The sequence below is a fragment of the Bradyrhizobium ferriligni genome, assembly GCF_056837965.1.
On record NZ_JBXEJO010000098.1, the window covers coordinates 1 to 19753 of the forward strand.

At 64.2% G+C, this 19753-nt stretch carries 16 protein-coding genes; 14 read left to right on the forward strand and 2 right to left on the reverse strand.

All coding sequences use genetic code 11. From position 1 onward, the window contains the following. The first annotated feature begins 305 nt into the window (after positions 1-305). The 4 genes from AC1VNY_RS38245 (at position 306) to AC1VNY_RS38260 (ending at position 6785) form a co-directional block, all read left to right on the forward strand. Positions 306-1688, forward strand: coding sequence for an ethanolamine ammonia-lyase subunit EutB (locus tag AC1VNY_RS38245; protein WP_482409036.1), 1383 nt, complete (start codon positions 306-308; stop codon positions 1686-1688). Between the two features lie 129 nt (positions 1689-1817). Next, positions 1818-3404, forward strand: coding sequence for a B12-binding domain-containing radical SAM protein (locus AC1VNY_RS38250; protein ID WP_482409037.1), 1587 nt, complete (start codon positions 1818-1820; stop codon positions 3402-3404). A gap of 4 nt (positions 3405-3408) precedes the next feature. Then, positions 3409-4203 carry an ethanolamine ammonia-lyase subunit EutC gene (gene eutC / locus AC1VNY_RS38255; RefSeq protein WP_482409038.1) on the forward strand — a complete coding sequence of 265 codons (795 nt, stop codon included), beginning with the start codon at positions 3409-3411 and terminating at the stop codon, positions 4201-4203. Between the two features lie 197 nt (positions 4204-4400). Beyond that, positions 4401-6785: an efflux RND transporter permease subunit gene (locus AC1VNY_RS38260; protein WP_482409039.1), complete on the forward strand. Its 2385-nt coding sequence runs from the start codon at positions 4401-4403 to the stop codon at positions 6783-6785. A 95-nt stretch (positions 6786-6880) separates the two neighbouring features. Here the strand turns inward: AC1VNY_RS38260 and AC1VNY_RS38265 are convergent, their stop codons facing one another. Next, complete coding sequence (locus AC1VNY_RS38265) at positions 6881-7384, reverse strand: hypothetical protein (protein WP_026192497.1); 504 nt, start codon at positions 7382-7384, stop codon at positions 6881-6883. 405 nt (positions 7385-7789) lie between these two features. Here AC1VNY_RS38265 and AC1VNY_RS38270 point away from each other — a divergent pair, with 405 nt between their 5' ends. The 10 genes from AC1VNY_RS38270 to AC1VNY_RS38315 all read left to right on the forward strand — a co-directional run bounded on the left by AC1VNY_RS38270 (position 7790) and on the right by AC1VNY_RS38315 (position 18497). Further along, positions 7790-8026, forward strand: a complete 237-nt coding sequence (locus AC1VNY_RS38270) for a hypothetical protein (protein WP_038386421.1) — start codon at positions 7790-7792, stop codon at positions 8024-8026. Positions 8027-8221: 195 nt separating this feature from the next. After that, entirely contained in the window at positions 8222-9100 is an 879-nt protein-coding gene (hpnC, locus tag AC1VNY_RS38275) for a squalene synthase HpnC (RefSeq protein ID WP_028338697.1), read from the forward strand. Next, the gene (gene hpnD / locus AC1VNY_RS38280) at positions 9097-9933 is read left to right on the forward strand and encodes a presqualene diphosphate synthase HpnD (protein ID WP_482409040.1); all 837 of its coding nucleotides are present in this window, start codon (positions 9097-9099) and stop codon (positions 9931-9933) included. Before hpnC ends, hpnD begins: the two co-directional genes overlap by 4 nt. Beyond that, a complete protein-coding gene (gene hpnE, locus AC1VNY_RS38285) occupies positions 9933-11183 on the forward strand; it encodes a hydroxysqualene dehydroxylase HpnE (protein WP_482409041.1) in 1251 nt (416 codons plus the stop codon). Before hpnD ends, hpnE begins: the two co-directional genes overlap by 1 nt. A gap of 164 nt (positions 11184-11347) precedes the next feature. Next, positions 11348-13309, forward strand: a complete 1962-nt coding sequence (gene shc, locus AC1VNY_RS38290; protein WP_482409042.1) for a squalene--hopene cyclase — start codon at positions 11348-11350, stop codon at positions 13307-13309. After that, the gene (locus AC1VNY_RS38295) at positions 13306-14064 is read left to right on the forward strand and encodes a phosphorylase (protein WP_038375998.1); all 759 of its coding nucleotides are present in this window, start codon (positions 13306-13308) and stop codon (positions 14062-14064) included. Before shc ends, AC1VNY_RS38295 begins: the two co-directional genes overlap by 4 nt. A gap of 348 nt (positions 14065-14412) precedes the next feature. After that, positions 14413-15057, forward strand: coding sequence for a TetR/AcrR family transcriptional regulator (locus tag AC1VNY_RS38300; protein WP_028338692.1), 645 nt, complete (start codon positions 14413-14415; stop codon positions 15055-15057). Next, complete coding sequence (locus AC1VNY_RS38305) at positions 15054-16754, forward strand: acyl-CoA dehydrogenase family protein (RefSeq protein ID WP_482409043.1); 1701 nt, start codon at positions 15054-15056, stop codon at positions 16752-16754. Before AC1VNY_RS38300 ends, AC1VNY_RS38305 begins: the two co-directional genes overlap by 4 nt. A gap of 1 nt (position 16755) precedes the next feature. Further along, positions 16756-17598, forward strand: coding sequence for a class II aldolase/adducin family protein (locus tag AC1VNY_RS38310; RefSeq protein WP_482409044.1), 843 nt, complete (start codon positions 16756-16758; stop codon positions 17596-17598). After that, entirely contained in the window at positions 17595-18497 is a 903-nt protein-coding gene (locus AC1VNY_RS38315; RefSeq protein WP_482409045.1) for a Rossmann-like and DUF2520 domain-containing protein, read from the forward strand. Before AC1VNY_RS38310 ends, AC1VNY_RS38315 begins: the two co-directional genes overlap by 4 nt. Positions 18498-18564: 67 nt before the next feature. Here the strand turns inward: AC1VNY_RS38315 and hpnH are convergent, their stop codons facing one another. Continuing rightward, positions 18565-19725, reverse strand: a complete 1161-nt coding sequence (gene hpnH, locus AC1VNY_RS38320; RefSeq protein WP_482409046.1) for an adenosyl-hopene transferase HpnH — start codon at positions 19723-19725, stop codon at positions 18565-18567. Positions 19726-19753 lie beyond the last annotated feature (28 nt).

A 19753-nucleotide genomic window follows, 5' to 3' on the forward strand; every position in this document is an offset into this window, starting at 1 on the left:
GGGCGGGCATTGCGGGGCACTCCAAGAGGCCGGGGAGTACCTTCGGCCGATTAAAGCTTATGCAAAATTTTCATGGACAATTTCTTAACGCGCGAGATTTGTGCAGCCGCAACCGTTAAAATCTGTAAATAATCCCAATGCCTTATAGGCCGCGTTGAGTCTGCCGGGTGCTCGCGGCTTGCGGCCGTGCCGAGGATGCGCCGCCGTCACCGCCAGCGGCGCCAGCACGCGGGGCGAAGCCGATGGCACGCCTTTCGCAAAGAGGTGCTAGATTGTGTTGCCCCAGCCCGCGACGAACCCCCCCCATGCTCTATCGTCACACCATCGACGCCACCAATTACGCATTCGACGATCTGCGCGTCCTGCTTGCCAAGGCCTCGCCGCCGCGTTCAGGCGACCGCCTGGCCGGCATCGCCGCCGACAGCGCGGAGGAGATGATCGCAGCGCGGCTTGCGCTGGCCAATGTTCCGCTCAAGCAATTCCTCGATGAGCCGCTAATCCCCTATGAGGCTGACGAAGTCACCCGCCTGATCCTCGACAGCCACGACGTTGCCGGCTTTTTGCCGGTGTCGTCGCTCACCGTCGGCGGATTCCGCGACTGGCTGCTGTCGGATGCCGCCAGCGGGGATGCGATCAAGAAGATCTCGCGCGGCATCACGCCAGAGATGGTTGCGGCGGTGTCGAAGCTGATGCGCAACCAGGATCTGATCCTGGTCGCGAAGAAATGCGAGGTGACGACCCGCTTCCGCAACACCATCGGTTTGCGCGGGCGAATGAGCACGCGGCTGCAGCCGAACCATCCTTTCGACGATCCCAAGGGCATCACCGCCTCGATTCTCGACGGGCTGCTGCTGGGAGCGGGCGATGCCTGCATCGGCATCAATCCGGCGAGCGATGACCCGAACGTCATCGGCACGCTGCTGCGGCTCCTGGACGACATCATCACGCGATTCGAGATTCCGACGCAGGGCTGCGTGCTGACCCATGTCACGACCACGCTCGGACTGATCGGGCAGGGGCTGCCGGTCGATCTCGTGTTCCAGTCGATCGCCGGCACTGAGGCGGCCAATCGCAGTTTCGGCGTCGACCTCTCGTTGCTGCGGGAGGCCCGGGAAGCCGGGCTGTCGCTGCGCCGCGGCACGGTCGGTGACAATGTGATGTATTTCGAGACCGGGCAGGGCTCGGCGCTGTCCGCCAATGCCCATCACCAGGTCGACCAGCAGACGTGCGAGGCGCGGGCCTATGCGGTGGCGCGTGCGTTCGATCCGCTGCTCGTCAACAGCGTGGTCGGCTTCATCGGTCCTGAGTACCTCTATGACGGCAAGGAAATCATCCGCGCCGGGCTCGAGGATCATTTCTGCGGCAAGCTGCTCGGCCTGCCGCTCGGGATCGACGTCTGCTACACCAACCACGCCGAGGCGGATCAGGACGACATGGACAATCTCCTGACGCTGCTCGCGGCCGCCGGCGTGAACTTCATCATGGGCGTGCCGGGCGCGGATGACGTCATGCTGAACTATCAGTCGACATCGTTTCACGATGCGCTCTATGTCCGCGACCTTTTCGGCCTGAGGCGGGCCCCCGAATTCGACGACTGGCTCGCGCGCGTCGGCCTGGCCGGGCAGGACTTCCGCCTCGTGGCCGATGCGGAGCGGCTGCCCGACCTCGCTGCCAGGCTGTTGACCTGAGGGGGATAGCGAAATTCTGCAGAGCAACTATCTCGTCGTTATGACGTTAGGGAGTGCCACAATGTTGAAGAATTTCTGGCCCAGCGTTCCGCGCCGTGGTTAGATTTGCCGGTGCTTCGGGGTCGTTTGATGAGAGCTGAGGGCATAGAGACAGTACGACGTATCCTCTGCGTTTTTCCGCGCTATACGTCGTCGTTTGGGACCTTCGAGCACGCCTACCCCCTCACTGACGGCGTCAAGGCGTTCATGCCGCCGCAGGGCCTGCTGCTGATCGCCGCATACCTTCCCGAGAACTGGCCGGTCCGTTTCGTCGACGAGAATCTGCGTCCGGCGACGGCGGAGGATTTCGCGTGGGCGGATGCCGTGTTCGTCAGCGGTATGCACATCCAGCGCCAGCAGATGAACGACATCTGCCATCGCGCGCATGACCATGACCTGGTGGTCGCGATCGGCGGCCCGTCGGTCAGCGCTTGCCCGGACTACTATTCCTCATTCGACTACCTCCACGTCGGCGAGCTCGGCGATGCGACCAATGAGCTGATCAAGCGTCTGGCTGATGATACCAGCCGTCCCGACGAGCAGGTGGTGCTTAAAACCATCGACCGTCTGCCGATGACGGATTTCCCGCTGCCGGCCTATGAGCTCGCCGAAACCAAGAAGTATTTCCTCGGCAGCATCCAGTTCTCCTCGGGCTGCCCCTATCAGTGCGAGTTCTGCGACATCCCCGGGCTCTATGGCCGCAATCCGCGCCTGAAGTCGCCGCAGCAGATCATCGCCGAGCTCGACAAGCTGCGCGCGTGTGGTGCCACCGACACCGTGTATTTCGTCGACGACAATTTCATCGGCAACCGCAAGGCGGCGAGCGAGCTGTTGCCGCACCTGATCGAGTGGCAGAAGCGCACCGGATATGTCACGCGCCTCGCCTGCGAGGCGACGCTCAACATCGCCAAGCGCCCCGAGATCCTGGAGAAGATGCGCGAAGCCTACTTCGTGACGATCTTCGTCGGCATCGAGACGCCCGATCCCGACGCGCTGAAGGCCATGCACAAGGATCAGAACATGATGGTTCCGATCCTCGAGGGTGTGCGCACCATCAACTCGTTCGGCATGGAGGTCGTCTCCGGCATCATCATGGGGCTCGATACCGACAAGCCCCAGACCGGCGATGCGTTGCTCTCCTTCGTCGAGGAGTCGCGGATTCCGCTGCTCACCATCAACCTGCTGCAGGCGCTGCCGAAGACGCCATTGTGGGATCGGCTCGAAAAAGCCGGGCGTCTGATCGATGACGAGGGCCGCGACTCCAATGTCGAGTTCCTGCTGCCCTATGAGGACGTGGTCAGTTCCTGGCGCAAATGCATGGAAGTTGCCTACGAGCCGAAGAAGCTGTTCGCGCGCTATCTGCATCAATGCAATTACACCTATGCCAATCGCATCAAGGTGCCGGTCAGCCCGGAAATGAAGAGCTGGGCCAACATCCGGCGCGGCCTGATCATGCTCCGCAACATCTTCTGGAAGGTCGGCGTGCTCGGCGACTACAAGCGCGTGTTCTGGAAGTTTGCGCTCGGCCGGCTCAAGCGCGGCGACATCGAGGGGTTGATCTCGGCGACGCTGGTTGCGCATCACCTGATCACCTTTGCGCGTGCAGCCTCCAGCGGCCGGCAGAACGCCTCGAACTACTCGATCCGGCTGCGCGAGGCCTCCGTCCCCGCCGAATAACAGCATGACGACACCGCCGGTGCCCTGGTCCCCTTCGCTTGCCGATCTGCGCGAGCTCACGCCGGCGCGCGTCGGTCTTGGCCGGTCCGGGGCCAGCCTGCCGACCGATGCGCTGCTCTCCTTCACGCTCGACCATGCCCGCGCCCGCGACGCTGTTCATGCCGCCTTCGATGTTAGAGGGATTGCGGCCGGTCTTGCCGGCCTCGGCATCGCGCCGCTTGAGGTGTCGAGCCAGGCGCACAGCCGGCGCGACTATCTGCGGCGGCCCGATCTCGGGCGCATGCTGGATTCTGCATCGCGGCGCTCGCTCGAGAGCAGCGGCATCACCGCATGCCCCTGCGCCATCGTAGTCGGTGACGGCCTGTCGCCGACGGCGGTCAACGTGCATGCCGTCGAATTGATCCGGCATCTCGTGCCGCGCCTTGCGGCCGACAACATCGACGCCGGCGCGGTGATCGCAGCGTCCGGCGCGCGGGTCGCGCTCGGTGACGAGATCGGCGCCATCATCGGCGCGCGCATGCTGGTGATGCTGATCGGCGAACGGCCCGGGCTGTCCGCACCCGACAGCCTTGGCGCCTATCTCACCTTCGCGCCGCGAATCGGTCTCACCGACGCCGACCGCAACTGCATCTCCAACATCCACCATGCCGGGCTGAGCTATGCGGAGGCCGCATTCAGGATTTCGTGGCTTGTGCGCGAGGGCCTGGCACGCCAGATCACAGGGGTCGCGTTGAAAGATGAAAGCGGCGGTGGATCGTCCAGGAATGCGCTACCAGGGTGTGACAAATCAGACACTTAATGGCGGTGATCGGCGGTTCCCTGCCGATTTGGTCAGCCCCTCGCGCTTGCGAGCAAAGGGGCGGGCAGGTAAAACCGGCGCCGGTCAATATTCGCGTGTTTTCAAGGACTAGCGCCGATCAGTTGCGCTCACCCGCCTCATTCGCGCCCCTAGACCCAAGCTAGACAGATTGAGCCGTTTTCAGAACTGGACAGGGCATGCTCGAAAAGAATTCCGAAAGTCAGGTCCACGTCGAGAAGATCGAAGAGCCGCGGTCGGGCCTCAGCATCGCGTTCGGGATCGAGCGTCTCGGCCTGATCCCGATGCGGGCGCCGATCCTGTCCTGCGTCGTCCTCGTTCTGTTGCTGATCGGCGCCGTGTTCGGCGTGCACCGGATCAAGATCGACGACTCGCTGTCGCAGCTGTTCCGCTCCGACTCCAAGGACTACAAGCAATATGAGGCGGTGACCAAGCGCTTCCCGGCGACCGAGTTCGACGTCCTCGTCGTGGTCGAAGGCAAGACGCTGCTCGAGCGCGAGAATCTCGGCAAGCTGCGCGACATGGTCACCGACCTGCAGCTCGTCGAGGGCGTGCGCGGCCTGGTGTCGCTGTTCTCCGCGCGCCAGGCACCGGAGCGAGGCAAACTGCCGGCGGCGTTGTTCCCGAATGAACTTCCCGAGGGCGCGGCCTACGACAAGTTCGTCGAGACCGTCAAAAGCAACGAGATCATCCGCGGCAAGCTGCTGTCGGAGGACGGCACACTCGCGCTGATCGTGCTGTCGCTCGAGCCCGAAGTGGTCGGCAGCAACAAGCTCAGCAAGGTGGTCGGCGACATCAGGAAGATCATGGCCGACGATCTCGGCGGCAGCGGGCTCAATGCCCAGCTGTCCGGCGTGCCGGTCATGCAGCTCGAGATCCGCAACGCGGTCGAGCGCGACGGCCTGACCTACAACATCCTCGGCATCCTCGCCGGCTGCATCATCGCCATCATCTTCTTCCGCAAGATATCCTTCATGGTGGCGGCGGCGTTCCCGCCGATGATCGCGATCCTGCTCGCGCTCGGCGGCCTCGGCTGGGCCAATTTCAATCTCAACATGTTCCTCAACGTGATGACGCCGCTCATCATGGTGATCAGCTTCTCCGACTCGATGCAGCTGACATTCGCGGCGCGCGACCGGCTGATCGCGGGGCAGGACAAGTTCACCGCGTTCAAGAATGCTGTGCTGGTGGTCGGACCGGCCTGCGTGCTGACGCACGGCACGGCCGGAATTTCCTTCATCGCGCTGCAGTTTTCGGATTCCGACCTAATCCGCAAGTTCGGCGAGGCCGGGCTTGCGGCGACCATCATCGCACTGATCGCGGTGCTGTCGCTGGTGCCGGTGTTCGGCGTCCTGTTCGTGCGCAACGAGAAGATCTTTGCGGTCAAGTTCCAGAGCGCGGATGCCGGCGTGCAGGCGCTGCGCAATTTCTGCTACTGGATCGCGGTGCGCATGGTCGGCCGTCCCGGGCTGTTCAGTCTGCTGGCGCTGATCGTGGTCGGCGGCCTCGGCATCATCTACGCCAATCTCGAGCCGCGCTACCGGCTCGCCGATCAGGTGCCGGACAAGCGGCAGGCGGTGGCGGCGTCGAGCCGGCTCGACGCCAAGCTGACCGGCGCCAATCCGGTCGATGTGCTGATCGAATTCCCCAAGGGACAATCGCTATACTCGCCGGAGACCTTGAAGACGATTGCCGATGTCCATGCGATGGTCGAGGACTCTGCCGGCGTCGGCAACGTCTGGTCGCTGGAGACCTTGCGGCGCTGGCTCGCCGAAAAGGCCGGCAGCAATGATGTCGCGACGCTGAAGGAATATGTTGACCTGATCCCTGAACACCTGGTGCGCCGGTTCATCGACAAGAATCAGGATGCTGTCGTGGTGTCGGGCCGCGTCCCGGATGTGGACTCGAGCCAGTTGCTTCCGGTGGTGAACAAACTCGATCATTCGCTAGACAAGGTGCGCGCCGAGCATCCCGGCTACGAGATCGCGGTCACGGGTCTCTCGGTGATTGCCGCACGCAACAGCGCCAGCATGATCGAGAAGCTCAACCACGGCCTCACCATCGAATTCCTGCTGGTCGCGATCTTCATCGGGCTCGCGTTCCGCTCGATCGTGGTGATGTTCTCCTGCATCCTGCCGGGCATCTTCCCGGTGGTGCTGTCGGGCACCGTGCTGTGGCTGCTCGGGGAGGGGCTGCAATTCGCCAGCGTGGTGGCTTTGACGGTGTCGTTCGGGCTCGGCCTCAGCGCCACCATCCACTTCCTCAATCGCCTGCGGCTCGAGACCAAGCCGGGTGTCACGCCGGAACTTGCGGTGGAGCGCGCCACCGTCCTGGTCGGTCCTGCGCTGATCCTGACCACGGTGGTGCTGGCCTGCGGCCTCGTCGTCACCGTGTTCTCCGACCTGCCGTCGCTGCGCCTGTTCGGCTGGCTCAGCGCGTTCTCGATGGTCGCAGCGCTGGTCGCGGACCTCTTCATCCTGCGGCCGACCTCGATGTTCCTGATCAACCTGTCGCAAAAGCTCCGCGGCAGGGGCGGCCAGCCCGCGCCGATCGAAAAGGCCTGATCGACGAGCAATCAAAAAGCTGCAGCAAAAAGGCCCGGTTCCGAAGCGTTCGGAACCGGGCCTTTGTGTCTGTTGGGCGCAATCGGCCGGGAGCGTCAGCTCTTCGTCATCGTGATCGAGACGCCGCGGATCTCGCCCTTGGAGTCGATCTGCACGACCTGCTTGGAGCCGTTGGTCTGCAGGTTCAGGTTCGCGGCAAAGCCGGACGCCTCGACGAACACGTCGATCCGCCCGCCGCCCGCGGTGCCCTGCAGATTGCCGAAGATGTTGCGGCTCGCCTCGCTCCAGTTGCCGGAGATCCGGTCGCCCTGGCTGGTGACGTCGCTGGAGAGGTCGAACTTGTAGCTGTCGCTGGCGCAATGCAGGGATTGTTTCAGGCTCATGCCCGACGGCGCGACCTTGTAATCCGCCTTGCAACGAATCCGTTCAGTCGTGCCGTTGGACAGCGCCACCGTGCCCGTTCCGGTCCACGAGCCGGCAAAACCGGCAAACGGCCCGCTGGCCTGGGCGTGGACGGCGGAGGCAGAGAGCATCAGTGCGGCGCCGACGCCCACAGCCCTGAGAGCCTGACCATAAAGGCTGGAACCAAACAGTTTCATTGTGAATTTTCCCATCAAAATCAACGCTTCCTACGCAAGAAAGCGTCTCGCCGCATCGAAGGTTTAGTGTCACCGAAGAATGTTAGGTTCAAACGACAGAAACGGCGCACGGCGCCCATATTGTCATCGAACAGAATCAGAAACCGTCGGCTTCGTGACGGCATGTAGCTTTGCGCAACTGCTATCCGCAATAGCCGAACGCGACAAAGTGATGGCACGAATCGTCATTGTGAATCAATAACTTATGTAGGGGTTTACAGCGCCGCAAATTTAGCCGCATTTAACGGTGCTTGTCGTCAATCCGTTGCCGCGTTACGTGGCGTCTGCAATCCCCAAAATCCGTCCCGGCCATGCCGAAGCGCTTTTCGGGAACAGATTTTCTGCTGTCGGAAATGAAGGAATACGATGCGTAAATTTCTCTTGGCTCTTGCCCTGTTGTCGATCCCGCTCTCCTCCAGCGCCTTCGCCCAGCAGCAGACGCGCGGGACACCCGATGAGCAGAAGGCTTGCACGCGCGACGTGCAGCGTCACTGCCGCGCCGTGATCGATCAGGGCGATTTCACCATTCTCGCCTGCCTGCAGCAGAACCGCAGCAAGATCAGCGCCGCCTGCGACCAGGTGCTGAAGACCCACGGCCAGTAAGGCCGCTTCGGGTCCCATGGATCGCCGCAAGGCCCGTGCTCGGCATGCGTGCCGGCCACGGGCTTCGTATGCTGGCGGTCACAGACAGCATTGGTTTTGGTGGCGTATTCCCCTATATGGGGCTCGCAAATCCCCCCGCATGCGCTGACCTTTCGCGCCTGCGTCGTGCCATGACCAGTGTAGCCCAAATTTCCCATGACCACCGCGAGCGACCTGCGATCCGGAAAGACCCACCGCGACGAGAATTTTCCGGTCGCGTCGTGGATCATTCATCCGCGGCATCGTGCCCTGATCCTGGCCTTTTATAATTTCGTCCGCACCGCCGACGATATCGCCGATCACGCCACGCTGCCCGCCGAGGAGAAGCTGCGCTACCTCGACCTCATGGAGGCCGAGTTGCTTGGCAATGGCGACACCCAGAAGGAAGCGGTCAATCTGCGCCGCGCCTTCGCCGAGCGCGGCATGCCGCCGCGGCACGCGCTCGACGTGCTGGTGGCGTTCCGCCTCGACGTCACCAAGCTGCGTTACGAGAACTGGGACGATGTGATCGATTATTGCCGATACTCGGCGATGCCGGTCGGGCGGTTCATGCTCGACGTGCACGGCGAGGATACCTCGACCTGGGCGGCGTCGGACGCGCTCTGCGCCGGGCTGCAGATCAACAACCATCTGCAGGACTGCGGCAAGGACTACCGCAACCTGAATCGTGTCTACTTGCCGCGCGATGCCCTGGCCGCTGCGGGCGCGACCGTCGAGATGCTCGGCGAGGCGAAGTCGCAGCCGGCTTTGCTCAAGTGCCTGCAAGCGCTCGCGGTGCGCACCGAAGCGCTGCTCGACCAGAGCAAGTCGCTCGCCGCCGAGGTAAAGGATTTCCGGCTCGGGCTCGAGATCTCGGTGATCCAGGCGTTCGCCGACAAGATCGTCAACATGCTGAAGGTGCGCGATCCGCTCAGCGAGCGCGTGCATCTGAGCAAGGTTGAACTGCTGCTGCAGAGTCTCGGCGGCGTCGCCGGCGAGACCGCGCAGCGTGCGACCGGACGGCGTGCGGTCTCCAAGACGGCGGCAGGCGCATGAGTGCTGAGGCGGCGGCCAACGCAAATTACGGCAGCACCGCGTCGGGCAGCTCGTTCTATGCCGCGATGCGCATCCTGCCGCACGCGCAGCGCGAGGCGATGTTCCAGATCTACAGCTTCTGCCGGCAGGTCGACGACATCGCCGATTCCGACGGCCCGCGGCCGGAGCGGCTGGCCGCGCTGCAGCAGTGGCGCGACGATATCGACGCGCTCTACGAGGGACGTCCGCCGGAGCGCCTGAAGGACTATGTCGCCTCGGTGAAGACCTTCGGCCTGAAGCGCGAGGATTTCGTCGCGATCGTCGACGGCATGGAAATGGACGTGCCGCAGGATATCCGCGCGCCGGATCTTGCGACGCTCGATTTGTATTGCGATCGCGTCGCGAGCGCGGTCGGCCGGTTGTCGGTGCGCGTGTTCGGCCTGCCCGAGGACGATGGCATCCAGCTCGCGCACCATCTCGGCCGCGCGCTGCAGCTCACCAATATCCTGCGCGACATCGACGAGGATGCCGGTCTCGGCCGGCTCTATCTGCCGCGCGAATGGCTCTGGCACGCCGGCATCACCAATAACGATCCGGCCCGCGTCATCGCCGACCGCGCGCTGCCGAAAGTGTGCGCGCCGCTGGCCGAGCGGGCCAAGATGCATTTCCAGAAATCCGACGAGATCATGAAGCGCAATTCGCGCCGCGCCGTGCGCGCGCCGCGGATCATGTCGAAATACTACCGCGCAATCCTCGATCTCCTGATCGCGCGCGGCTTCACCGCCCCGCGTGCGCCGGTACGTGTGTCCAAGGCCGCCAAGATCGGCATCCTTCTTCGTTACGCGATCATCTGATGAAAAAGACCGTTCATATCATCGGTGCCGGCATTTCCGGCCTCTCCGCAGCCGTGCGCCTCGCCAATGGCGGCCACAAGGTGTTCGTCCATGAGGCGACGCAGCAGGCCGGCGGCCGCTGCCGCTCTTATTTCGACGCCGCCACCAATCTCACCATCGACAATGGCAACCATCTGCTGCTGTCGGGCAACCGCCATGCGCTGAGCTATGCGCGCGCGATCGGCACCGAGGCCGGCCTCGTCGGGCCCGCGCGCGCGCAGTTTCCGTTCGTCGATCTTGCCAGCGGCCAGCGCTGGCAGCTCGACCTCGGCGATTCCCGCCTGCCGCTATGGGTGTTCGACGAGGCGCGCCGCGTCCCGGACACCAGCCTGCGCGACTATCTCGCCTTGGCGCCGCTGGCCTGGGCCGGCACCGGGGCGCTGGTCGGTAACACCATTCCCTGCAAGGGCACGCTGTATGAGCGTCTGGTGCAGCCGCTGCTGCTCGCCGCGCTAAACGTCGATCCGCCGGAGGGCTCGGCCGGGCTTGCCGGCGCCATCGTGCGCGAGACGCTGCTCGCGGGCGGGCAGGCCTGCCGTCCGCTGATCGCGCGCGACGGCCTGAGCTCGGTCCTGATCGAGCCGGCCGTGAAGCTGCTGCAGGAGGGGGGCCACAGCGTCCAGTTCAGTCACGAATTGCGTGCGCTCGGCATGTCGGGTGATCGCATCAGCGAGCTCGATTTTGGCAATGGCGACAAGATCGCGCTGGGAGCCGACGATGCGGTCGTGCTCGCCGTGCCGCCGCGCGCTGCGGCATCGCTGCTGCCCGGCCTGAAAACCCCGACCAAATTCCGCGCCATCGTGAACGCGCATTTCCGCGTCGATCCGCCGCGCGACGCCGCGCCCATTCTCGGCGTGGTCGGCGGCCTCGTGGAGTGGCTGTTCGCGTTCCCGCAACGACTGTCGGTGACGATCAGCAACGGCGACCGCCTGGTCGACATGCCGCGCGAGGAGCTTGCGCAGGCGATTTGGCAGGATATCTGCGAGGCATCGGGCGTTTCCGGCGACCTGCCGCCGTGGCAGATCGTGCGCGAGCGCCGTGCCACATTTGAGGCAACGCCGGAGCAGAATGCCCTGCGTCCGGGGCCCACGACGGCACAAAAAAACCTGTTCCTTGCCGGCGACTGGACTGCTACCGGGTTGCCGGCAACCATCGAGGGATCGGTGCGATCGGGGGATCGCGCCGCCGATCTGGTTCTGGCCAGACGCTAGATTCGACCTGTTGGCGCGTTTTCGAGCGAAGTGGTTACCGGTTCGCGTGAAGAAAACGCGACCAAACAAAAGGACAATAACATGATCCGAAGCAATCGGATCATGCTCGGGAGCGGCCGCGGCTTTCGATCAGCCGGCCCGCGATGAAGAGGATATCGAGCGAAATGCTTGCGAGAGATCACAGCGTTGCAGTCGACCCGGTCGCGCTGGAGAAGAGCATCTCCAAGGCAACCGAAGCGCTGCTCGGCTACCGTCAGTCCGACGGACACTGGATATTCGAGCTCGAGGCCGACAGCACCATTCCGGCCGAGTACATCCTGCTGCGTCACTATCTGGCCGAGCCGATCGATGCCGGGCTGGAGGCCAAGATCGGCAACTATCTGCGCCGCGTCCAGGGCGCGCATGGCGGCTGGCCGCTGGTGCATGACGGCCCGTTCGACATGAGCGCCAGCGTGAAGTCCTACTTCGCGCTGAAGATGATCGGCGATTCCGTCGACGCGCCGCACATGGTGCGGGCGCGCGAGGCGATCCGTTCGCGCGGCGGTGCTTCGGGCAGCAACGTGTTCACGCGCTTCCTGCTTGCGCTCTATGGCGTCGTGACCTGGCGCGCGACGCCGGTGCTGCCGATCGAGATCATGCTGCTGCCGATGTGGTCGCCGTTCCACATCAACAAGATCTCCTACTGGGCGCGCACCACCATGGTGCCGCTGATGGTGCTTGCCGCGCTGAAGCCGCGTGCGAAGAATCCGAAAGGCGTCGGCATCGACGAGCTGTTTCTGGAGGATCCGAAATCGGTCCGCATGGCGCCGAAGGCGCCGCATCAGAGCGCGAGCTGGTTCTATTTGTTCCGCTCGCTCGACGCCGTGCTACGAGTGATCGAGCCGATGTTTCCGAAGAGCCTGCGCCAGCGCGCGATCGATGCCGCGCTCGCCTTCACCGAAGAGCGGCTGAACGGCGAAGACGGCATGGGCGCGATTTATCCGCCGATGGCCAACATCGTCATGATGTACGAGGCGCTCGGCAAGGACGAGAATTTCCCGCCGCGCGCCATCACCCGCCGCGGCATCGACAAGCTGCTCGTGATTAGCGAACACGAGGCCTATTGCCAGCCGTGCGTCTCGCCGGTGTGGGACACCGCGCTGGCCAGTCATGCGCTGCAGGAGGCGGGCGGTGACGACACCCTGGCCAAGGCCAAGCAGGCCCTCGACTGGCTGAAGCCGCGCCAGGTGCTGGAGCTGAAGGGCGATTGGGCGGTCAAGGCGCCGGACGTCCGCCCGGGCGGCTGGGCGTTCCAGTACAACAACGACCATTATCCCGATCTCGACGACACCGCGGTGGTCGTGATGGCGATGGACCGCGTGCGGCGCCACACCGGAACCAGGGAATATGACGAGGCCATCGCGCGCGGCCGCGAGTGGATCGAGGGGCTGCAGAGCCGCGACGGCGGCTGGGCCGCGTTCGACGTCAACAATCTCGAATATTACCTCAACAACATCCCGTTCTCCGATCACGGCGCATTGCTCGATCCGCCGACCGAGGATGTCACCGCGCGCTGCATCTCGATGCTGGGCCAGCTCGGCGAGACCGCCGAGAGCAACAAGGCGATGGCCGACGGCGTCGCCTATCTGCGCCGTACCCAGCTTGCCGAGGGCTCCTGGTACGGCCGCTGGGGCCTGAACTACATCTACGGCACCTGGTCGGTGCTCTCGGCGCTAAATGTCGCAGGGGTCGATCGCAACGACCCGATGATTCGGAAGGCGGTCGACTGGCTGACGTCAGTCCAGAATCAGGACGGCGGCTGGGGCGAGGACGCCGTCAGTTACCGGCTGGATTACAAGGGTTATGAAGTTGCGCCTTCGACCTCCTCGCAAACGGCATGGGCTTTGCTTGGATTGATGGCGGCCGGAGAGGTCGAAAATCCCGCTGTTGCGCGGGGGGTGGAGTACCTAAAGGCAACACAGACCGAAAAAGGGCTGTGGGACGAGCAGCGATACACAGCTACGGGGTTTCCGCGGGTATTTTACTTGCGATATCATGGCTACTCGAAGTTCTTTCCGCTCTGGGCGCTGGCGCGGTATCGAAATTTGAGAAGCACCAATAGCAGGGTGGTAGGGGTCGGGATGTGATTGTTGAGGCGGGGGCCGCCGAGACCGTGGGCAGTAGAATTGATCCTCGGCCGGTATTGATTGTGACTGGATTGGTGCAGGAGGCCCGCATCGCGGCAGGCCCCGGCATGATCGTAATCTGCAGTTCGAGCGATCCGCAGCAGCTGCGTGAGTTGCTGGCGACGCTGGATCCGACCACCTTCCGTGGCGTGATTTCGTTCGGCGTGGCCGGCGGGCTCGACCCGTCGCTCAAGTCCGGCGACGTCGTGGTCGCGACCGAGGTGATGTCGGGCGATACCCGTTTCCTGGCCGCATCCGCGCTGAACGAAGAGATGATCGCAAGCGCCGCGCTGAAGCGCCGCAGGATCGTCCGCGGCGGTCTCGCCGGCGTGGAAGAGGTGATCGCGGCGAAGGCCTGCAAGGCCGCTCTTCGCTCGATGACGGGCGCAGCCGCGGTCGACATGGAGAGCCATATCGCGGCGGCCTATGCCGCCAAAGCCGGCATTCCGTTCGCCGCGTTGCGCGTAATCAGCGATCCCGCGCACCGGGCGCTACCGGAACTTGCGAAGTCCGCGGTGAAGCCGAACGGCGACATCGACCTGCGCAAGGTGCTGCGCGGCATCGCCCGCAATCCACGGACGCTGCGCGCGCTGGTGTCGACCGGTATCGACTTTAACCGCGCGCTGCGCTCGCTGCGCAGCTGCCGCGGCTTCCTGCTCGGCAACGAGGTGTTGATGCCGGTGGAAGATGTTCTGATCACGGCGAAGGCGGCCTGATCCGCTGCGCCGGTCCGGGACCGGGTTTCTCGCCGCATCAAGCTCAACACGTAGGCCCGGTCGCATCGCGATCGGGCCTTTTGCTTTGATGCCCGAAGGTTTCGCTTGATGCCACGCTGTTCCGGTTCCGCGCGCTCAGCGGGGACTTGCGCGTCGGCTGCGGGGTGCGACCCCTGTATCACTGTTCCTCGCGCCCCTGCGTCGCGCCGCAGCCTCTGATGACCCGGCAGCGTGCCGGCGCCCACGGCGCGGCCCTGCGGCGCAGGGCGCGTCGGGTGGATACTTGACAGCCACGGCGATCCATCCGATAATGAATTATGATCCTTTATTCATGAATTAAGGTTCACGATGGCAATCGCTGCCGTTCGCCTCAACCAACTGGTCGAAACCAAAGCGCGCATTCTCGATGCCGCCAGGGAGGCCGTAGCGCTGAGTGGCTGGAAGGACGCCCAGATCGCCCTGATCGCCTCACGGGCGGGCGTGGCCACGGGCAGCGTGTATCGCTACTTCGACTCCAAGGCGGACCTGTACGCGCAGGTGCTCGGCCTGGTGTCCGAGCGCGAGGTGGCCGTGGTCGCCGCGATCGTCGAGGCGGAAGGCTCGGCGTCCCAATGTCTGGTGGATGCGATCTACACCTTTTCGGTCCGGGCGATGCGCGGCCGCCGCCTGGCCTACGCCTTGATCGCCGAACCCTGTGAACCCGAGATCGACGCGGCGCGCCTGAAATACCGGGCGGCCCTGGCCGATCAGATCGCAAGGCTGGTCCGGCGCGGCATCGCCGGTGGTGAGTTCGTCGAGATCGACGCGAACGTCGCGGCATCCTGCGTGACCGGCGCCTTCATGGAGGCGTTAGTTGGTCCCCTCGCGCCCGAAGCGGCCCCCGATTCCGACGCGGCGAAGGCGATCGCACAGTCGATCGCAGGGCTTTCCGCGCGCATGCTGTTTCGACACGCCACGCCTGAACTCACCCCTGTATCGCGAGTCTCCGCATGAACGCGCGCGTCCAGCCGGTTGCCGTCGCTGAAGCGAAAGCCGCTCCGTTTGCGACCCATGAAGTGCGCAATCAGGCGCGGCCGGCGCTCGGCTTCAATGCATTCGACGACGACCGCGCGCTGAGTGGCCTGATCGCAACGATCACGCCGTGGGCGAAAGACAAGCTTTCCGCGCTCGGCGCCCATGTCGGCAGCGAATCCGTGCAGGAGGCGGCACGGCTGGCCAACGAGCACGAACCGAAGCTCTTGACCCATGACCGGTATGGCAACCGCAATGATTGGGTCGAATTTCATCCGGCCTGGCATCAATTGATGGCGCTGGCGTTCCGGAGCGAGGTGCATAGCCTCGCCTGGTCGACGCGCGAACCACACGGCCATCTGGCGCGTGCGGCGCTGAGCTATCTCTGGAATCAGATCGAGAACGGCGTCGGCTGCCCCACCGGGATGGCGTACGCCGCGATCGCCGGGTTCTCCGGCAAGCCGCAATTCGATCTGTGGCGGGAGCGAACGCTGGCGGCGGACTACGATCCGCGGCGGCTTCCGATCGAGGCCAAGCGCGCCGCGGTCATCGGTTACGCGATGACCGAAAAGCAGGGCGGCTCCGATCTGCGCGAGACCCAGACCACCGCGCGCTTCGTCGAGCGCGGTGCGCATGGCGAGATCTATGCGATCACCGGCCACAAATGGTTCTTCTCGGTGCCGGTGGCCGACGGATTCTACACGCTGGCGCGCACCCAGTCCGGCGTCAGTTGCCTGTTCGTGCCGCGCCTGCTGCCGGACGGCAGCGCCAACCGTATCCACATTCAGCGCCTGAAGGACAAGTGCGGCAACCGGTCGAACGCGTCGAGCGAGATCGAGTACCACGATACGTGGTCGATCCTGGTTGGCGAAGAGGGCCGCGGCATCGCGGAAATCCTTTCGCATGCCCATCTGACACGGCTGGATTTCGCGGTCGGCTCCGCTGGCCTGATGCGCCAGGCGCTGAGCCTCGCCCTCAACCACGCGCAAACGCGAACGGCGTTTGGCAAGCCGATGTCCGAGCTTCCGATGCAGCGCAACGTGCTCGCCGACCTCGCGCTCGAGAGCGAGGCAGCGATGCTCGGCGCGTTTCGGATCGCGCGCGCGACCGACGGGCTGCAGACAAGCGAACACGAGCGATTGCTGGCGCGGGTCGCGACACCCGTGATGAAGTTCTGGAATTGCCAGCGCGCGCCGGCCTTCACCTATGAATGCCTGCAGGTGCATGGCGGCAACGGCTTCATCATGGAGAATCCGATGGCGCGGCTGTATCGCGAGGCGCCGCTGAATTCGATCTGGGAAGGCACCTCGAACATGATGTGCATGGACGTCCTGCGCGCCATGCAGCGCGATGCGAATTGCCGGGACGCATTCGTTGACGAGTTGCGTGCGAGCAGGGGCATCAATCCGGTCTATGACCGAAGCACGGACGATCTCGCCGATCGATTGCGCGCACGATATCCGGACGACGGGCACGCGCGGGCGCTCGTCGCCCGAATGGCGCATGCGCTGCAGGCTGTCGAGATGCTGAGGCATGGCGATGCCGCTGCCGCCGATCTGTTCGTGCAATCCCGGCTTGGCGCGGACGGGATGCATGTATTCGGCACACTTCCATCGTCGGAAGACCTCAGCCGTATCGTCGAGCGCGCCTCCGTCATCCGACACCAAGGGCCCGAGTAACATGCGTCAGATCGAAGTTTGTGCCGTCAACGATATCAGGGCCGTCGTGGGAGAACAGGAGTGGGCAACCCGCGTCGATCTCGCGGCGTGCTACCGCCTGGTCGCGCTCTATGGAATGACCGACCTGATCTACAACCATATCAGTGCACAGGTCCCGGGGCATCACGATCAATACCTGATCAATCCCTATGGCATGCTGTACGAGGAGATCACCGCGTCGAGCCTCGTCAAGATCGACATCGAGGGCCGCACCGTGCTGCAGCCCGACCACGGCTACAACGTCAACGTCGCCGGTTTCTATCTGCATGCCCCGATCCATCGCGCGCGGCCCGACGTGAACTGCGTCCTGCATACCCACACCAGGGCCGGCACCGCGGTCAGCACGCTTGCCGAGGGGCTGCTGCCGCTGTCGCAGACGGCGATGCGGTTTCACGGACGGATCGGCTATCACGATTTCGAAGGGCCGGCGATCGATCGGGACGAGTGCGACCGTGTCGTGGCCGATCTCGGCCGCAACAATGTGCTGGTGTTGCGCAATCATGGCCTCCTGGTTTGCGGCAACACGATTCCGCAGGCGTTCAATGCGATCTACTGGCTGGAGCAGGCCTGCCGGATCCAGGTCGACGCGCTCGGCTGCGGCCGGCCGCTGCATGCGCCGACCGAGATGGCGATCGGCAACACGGTGACCTGCTTTGCCGGCACCGAGATCACGCTGGACAATGAGCGCGACACCAATCCGGTGCTGAATGAAGCGGCGCAAAATCTGCAGGCCGGCTACGGCCTGCTGGAATGGCCGGCGCTGCGGCGCAGGCTCGACCGCATCGACGGGAGCTACGCGCAATGAGCACGGCGCTGGCGGCGTTGCGGATCGGCTTCATCGGCGCCGGCCGCGTGGCGCAAACGCTCGCGCCGGCCTTCGTCCGCGCGGGGCTGAACGTCGCGGCGTTCTACAGCCGCGGTGCCGATGCCGCGCAGCGGCTCGGATCCCGCATCCCGTCGGCGCGGCCGATGACCGCCGCGCAGCAGGTCGTCGACAGCTGCGACATGGTTTTCCTCACCGTGAGCGACGACGCGATCCTGCCGGTGTGCCGCGATTTGCGCTGGGAGCCGCGTCACCGCGTGGTTCATTGCAGCGGCGCGACCGAACTGGCCGCGCTCGCTCAGGCGAAATCCGCAGGCGCCGCGACCGGCGGATTTCATCCGATGCAGATGTTTGCCAATCCGGACGTTGCGCTCGAGGGATTACGCGGATGCACCGTCGGCATCGAGGCAGAGGGCGACTTCAGGCGCGACCTGGAATTGCTTGCGACCCGGATCGGGTGCGAACCGCTGGCGCTGCCGGCTGGTGCGCGGGCGCTCTATCATGCGTCGGCATATTACGTCGGTCCGTTCCTGATCGCGCTGCTCAAGGAAGGCGTCGAGCTCTGGAAGAGCTTTGGCGCCAGCGAGGCGGACGCCTTGCGCGCGATGATGCCGCTGCTGCGCGGGACGGTCGCGGCCGTTCTCGACGGCGGACTGGCGAATGGCATGGGCGGCTGCGTGGCGCGCGGCGACGTCGGAACGATCCTCAAACACCTCCGGGCGCTGGATGAGCGGTTTCCTCCATCCGGCGCGCTGTATCGCGAGCTCGCTTTGCGCAATGTCCCGCTCGGGATCGAACGTGGCACACTCAGCGCGCCGCGCGCGGCGGAGATCGAGAAGCTGCTATTACGAAACCGCCACGAAGAGCAGGCGGCATCCTGATCCAAGAAAAAAGCCCCGGTTCGCTGAACCGGGGCTTTCATGTTTCTGCTTTCGCTCACATCGCGCGTCAGGCGGCGGTCGAGGCCTTCGCTTGCTGCTTGGCGGCGGCGGCCGCAGCCTCGTCGCGGCGGATCTCCGAGAGCTTCTTCTGCACCTGTTCGGCGAAGATGTACTGCGCCGGACGCTGCTTCGACATGTCGATCTCGGGCGCCATCGGGCCCGTGGTCTTGATGCCGCGCAGCGCAACCCACATCGCCTTCAGCGGATTGTTGATCGCAGCGGTTGCCGCGGTCGGCTCGTAGCCGCAATGGGCCATACAGTCGGCGCACTTCTCGTACTTGCCGGTGCCGTAGGTCTCCCAGTCGGTGGTGTCCATCAGCTCCTTGAAGGTCTTGGCGTAGCCTTCACCGAGCAGGTAGCAGGGCTTCTGCCAGCCGAAGATGTTGCGCGCGGGCATGCCCCAGGGCGTGCACTCGTATTCCTGGTTGCCGGCAAGGAAGTCGAGGAACAGGCCAGAATGCATGAAGTTCCACTTCTTGCCCTTGCCGAGCGCAAAGACGTCGCGGAACAGCTTCTTGGTCTTGGTGCGGTTGAGGAAGTGCTCCTGATCGGGCGCACGCTCATAGGCGTAACCCGGGGACATCGAGACGCCGACGCCGAGCTCGGTGGTGAAGTCGAGGAACTTGGCGATCTCCTCCGCCGGATGGCCGTCGAAGATGGTGGCATTGACGTTGACCGTGAAGCCGCGCGCCTTCGTCGCCTTGATCGCCGAGACGGCGCGATCGAACACGCCCTTCTGCGACACCGCCTTGTCGTGATGATCCTTCAGGCCGTCGAGATGCACCGAGAAGAACAAATAGGGCGACGGCTCGAACAGATCGAGCTTCTTCTCGAGCAGCAGCGCATTGGTGCACAGCGAGACGAACTTCTTGCGCGCCACGAGGCCGCGCACGATCTCGCCGATTTCCTTGTGGATCAGCGGCTCGCCGCCGGGAATCGCCACCATCGGCGCGCCGCATTCATCGGCCGCATCCCAGCATTCCTGCGCCGTCATGCGGCGATTGAGGATCGCATCGGGATAATCGATCTTGCCGCAGCCGACGCAGGCGAGGTTGCAACGGAACAAGGGTTCCAGCATCAGCACGAGCGGATAGCGTTTGCGGCCAAGCAGCTTCTGCTTGATCAGATAACCGCCGATACGCATTTCCTTGAAGAACGGTATAGCCATTAGACGATTTCTTTCTGCACTTATCAAA

What these genes read in the sequence shown, in the direction of transcription:
- AC1VNY_RS38245 (WP_482409036.1), top strand. Translation starts at nt 306, where the DNA reads ATGCTCTATCGTCACACCATCGACGCCACCAATTACGCATTCGACGAT.
- AC1VNY_RS38250 (WP_482409037.1), top strand. Translation starts at nt 1,818, where the DNA reads ATGAGAGCTGAGGGCATAGAGACAGTACGACGTATCCTCTGCGTTTTT.
- eutC (WP_482409038.1), top strand. Translation starts at nt 3,409, where the DNA reads ATGACGACACCGCCGGTGCCCTGGTCCCCTTCGCTTGCCGATCTGCGC.
- AC1VNY_RS38260 (WP_482409039.1), top strand. Translation starts at nt 4,401, where the DNA reads ATGCTCGAAAAGAATTCCGAAAGTCAGGTCCACGTCGAGAAGATCGAA.
- AC1VNY_RS38265 (WP_026192497.1), bottom strand. Translation starts at nt 7,384, where the DNA reads ATGAAACTGTTTGGTTCCAGCCTTTATGGTCAGGCTCTCAGGGCTGTG.
- AC1VNY_RS38270 (WP_038386421.1), top strand. Translation starts at nt 7,790, where the DNA reads ATGCGTAAATTTCTCTTGGCTCTTGCCCTGTTGTCGATCCCGCTCTCC.
- hpnC (WP_028338697.1), top strand. Translation starts at nt 8,222, where the DNA reads ATGACCACCGCGAGCGACCTGCGATCCGGAAAGACCCACCGCGACGAG.
- hpnD (WP_482409040.1), top strand. Translation starts at nt 9,097, where the DNA reads ATGAGTGCTGAGGCGGCGGCCAACGCAAATTACGGCAGCACCGCGTCG.
- hpnE (WP_482409041.1), top strand. Translation starts at nt 9,933, where the DNA reads ATGAAAAAGACCGTTCATATCATCGGTGCCGGCATTTCCGGCCTCTCC.
- shc (WP_482409042.1), top strand. Translation starts at nt 11,348, where the DNA reads ATGCTTGCGAGAGATCACAGCGTTGCAGTCGACCCGGTCGCGCTGGAG.
- AC1VNY_RS38300 (WP_028338692.1), top strand. Translation starts at nt 14,413, where the DNA reads ATGGCAATCGCTGCCGTTCGCCTCAACCAACTGGTCGAAACCAAAGCG.
- AC1VNY_RS38305 (WP_482409043.1), top strand. Translation starts at nt 15,054, where the DNA reads ATGAACGCGCGCGTCCAGCCGGTTGCCGTCGCTGAAGCGAAAGCCGCT.
- AC1VNY_RS38310 (WP_482409044.1), top strand. Translation starts at nt 16,756, where the DNA reads ATGCGTCAGATCGAAGTTTGTGCCGTCAACGATATCAGGGCCGTCGTG.
- AC1VNY_RS38315 (WP_482409045.1), top strand. Translation starts at nt 17,595, where the DNA reads ATGAGCACGGCGCTGGCGGCGTTGCGGATCGGCTTCATCGGCGCCGGC.
- hpnH (WP_482409046.1), bottom strand. Translation starts at nt 19,725, where the DNA reads ATGGCTATACCGTTCTTCAAGGAAATGCGTATCGGCGGTTATCTGATC.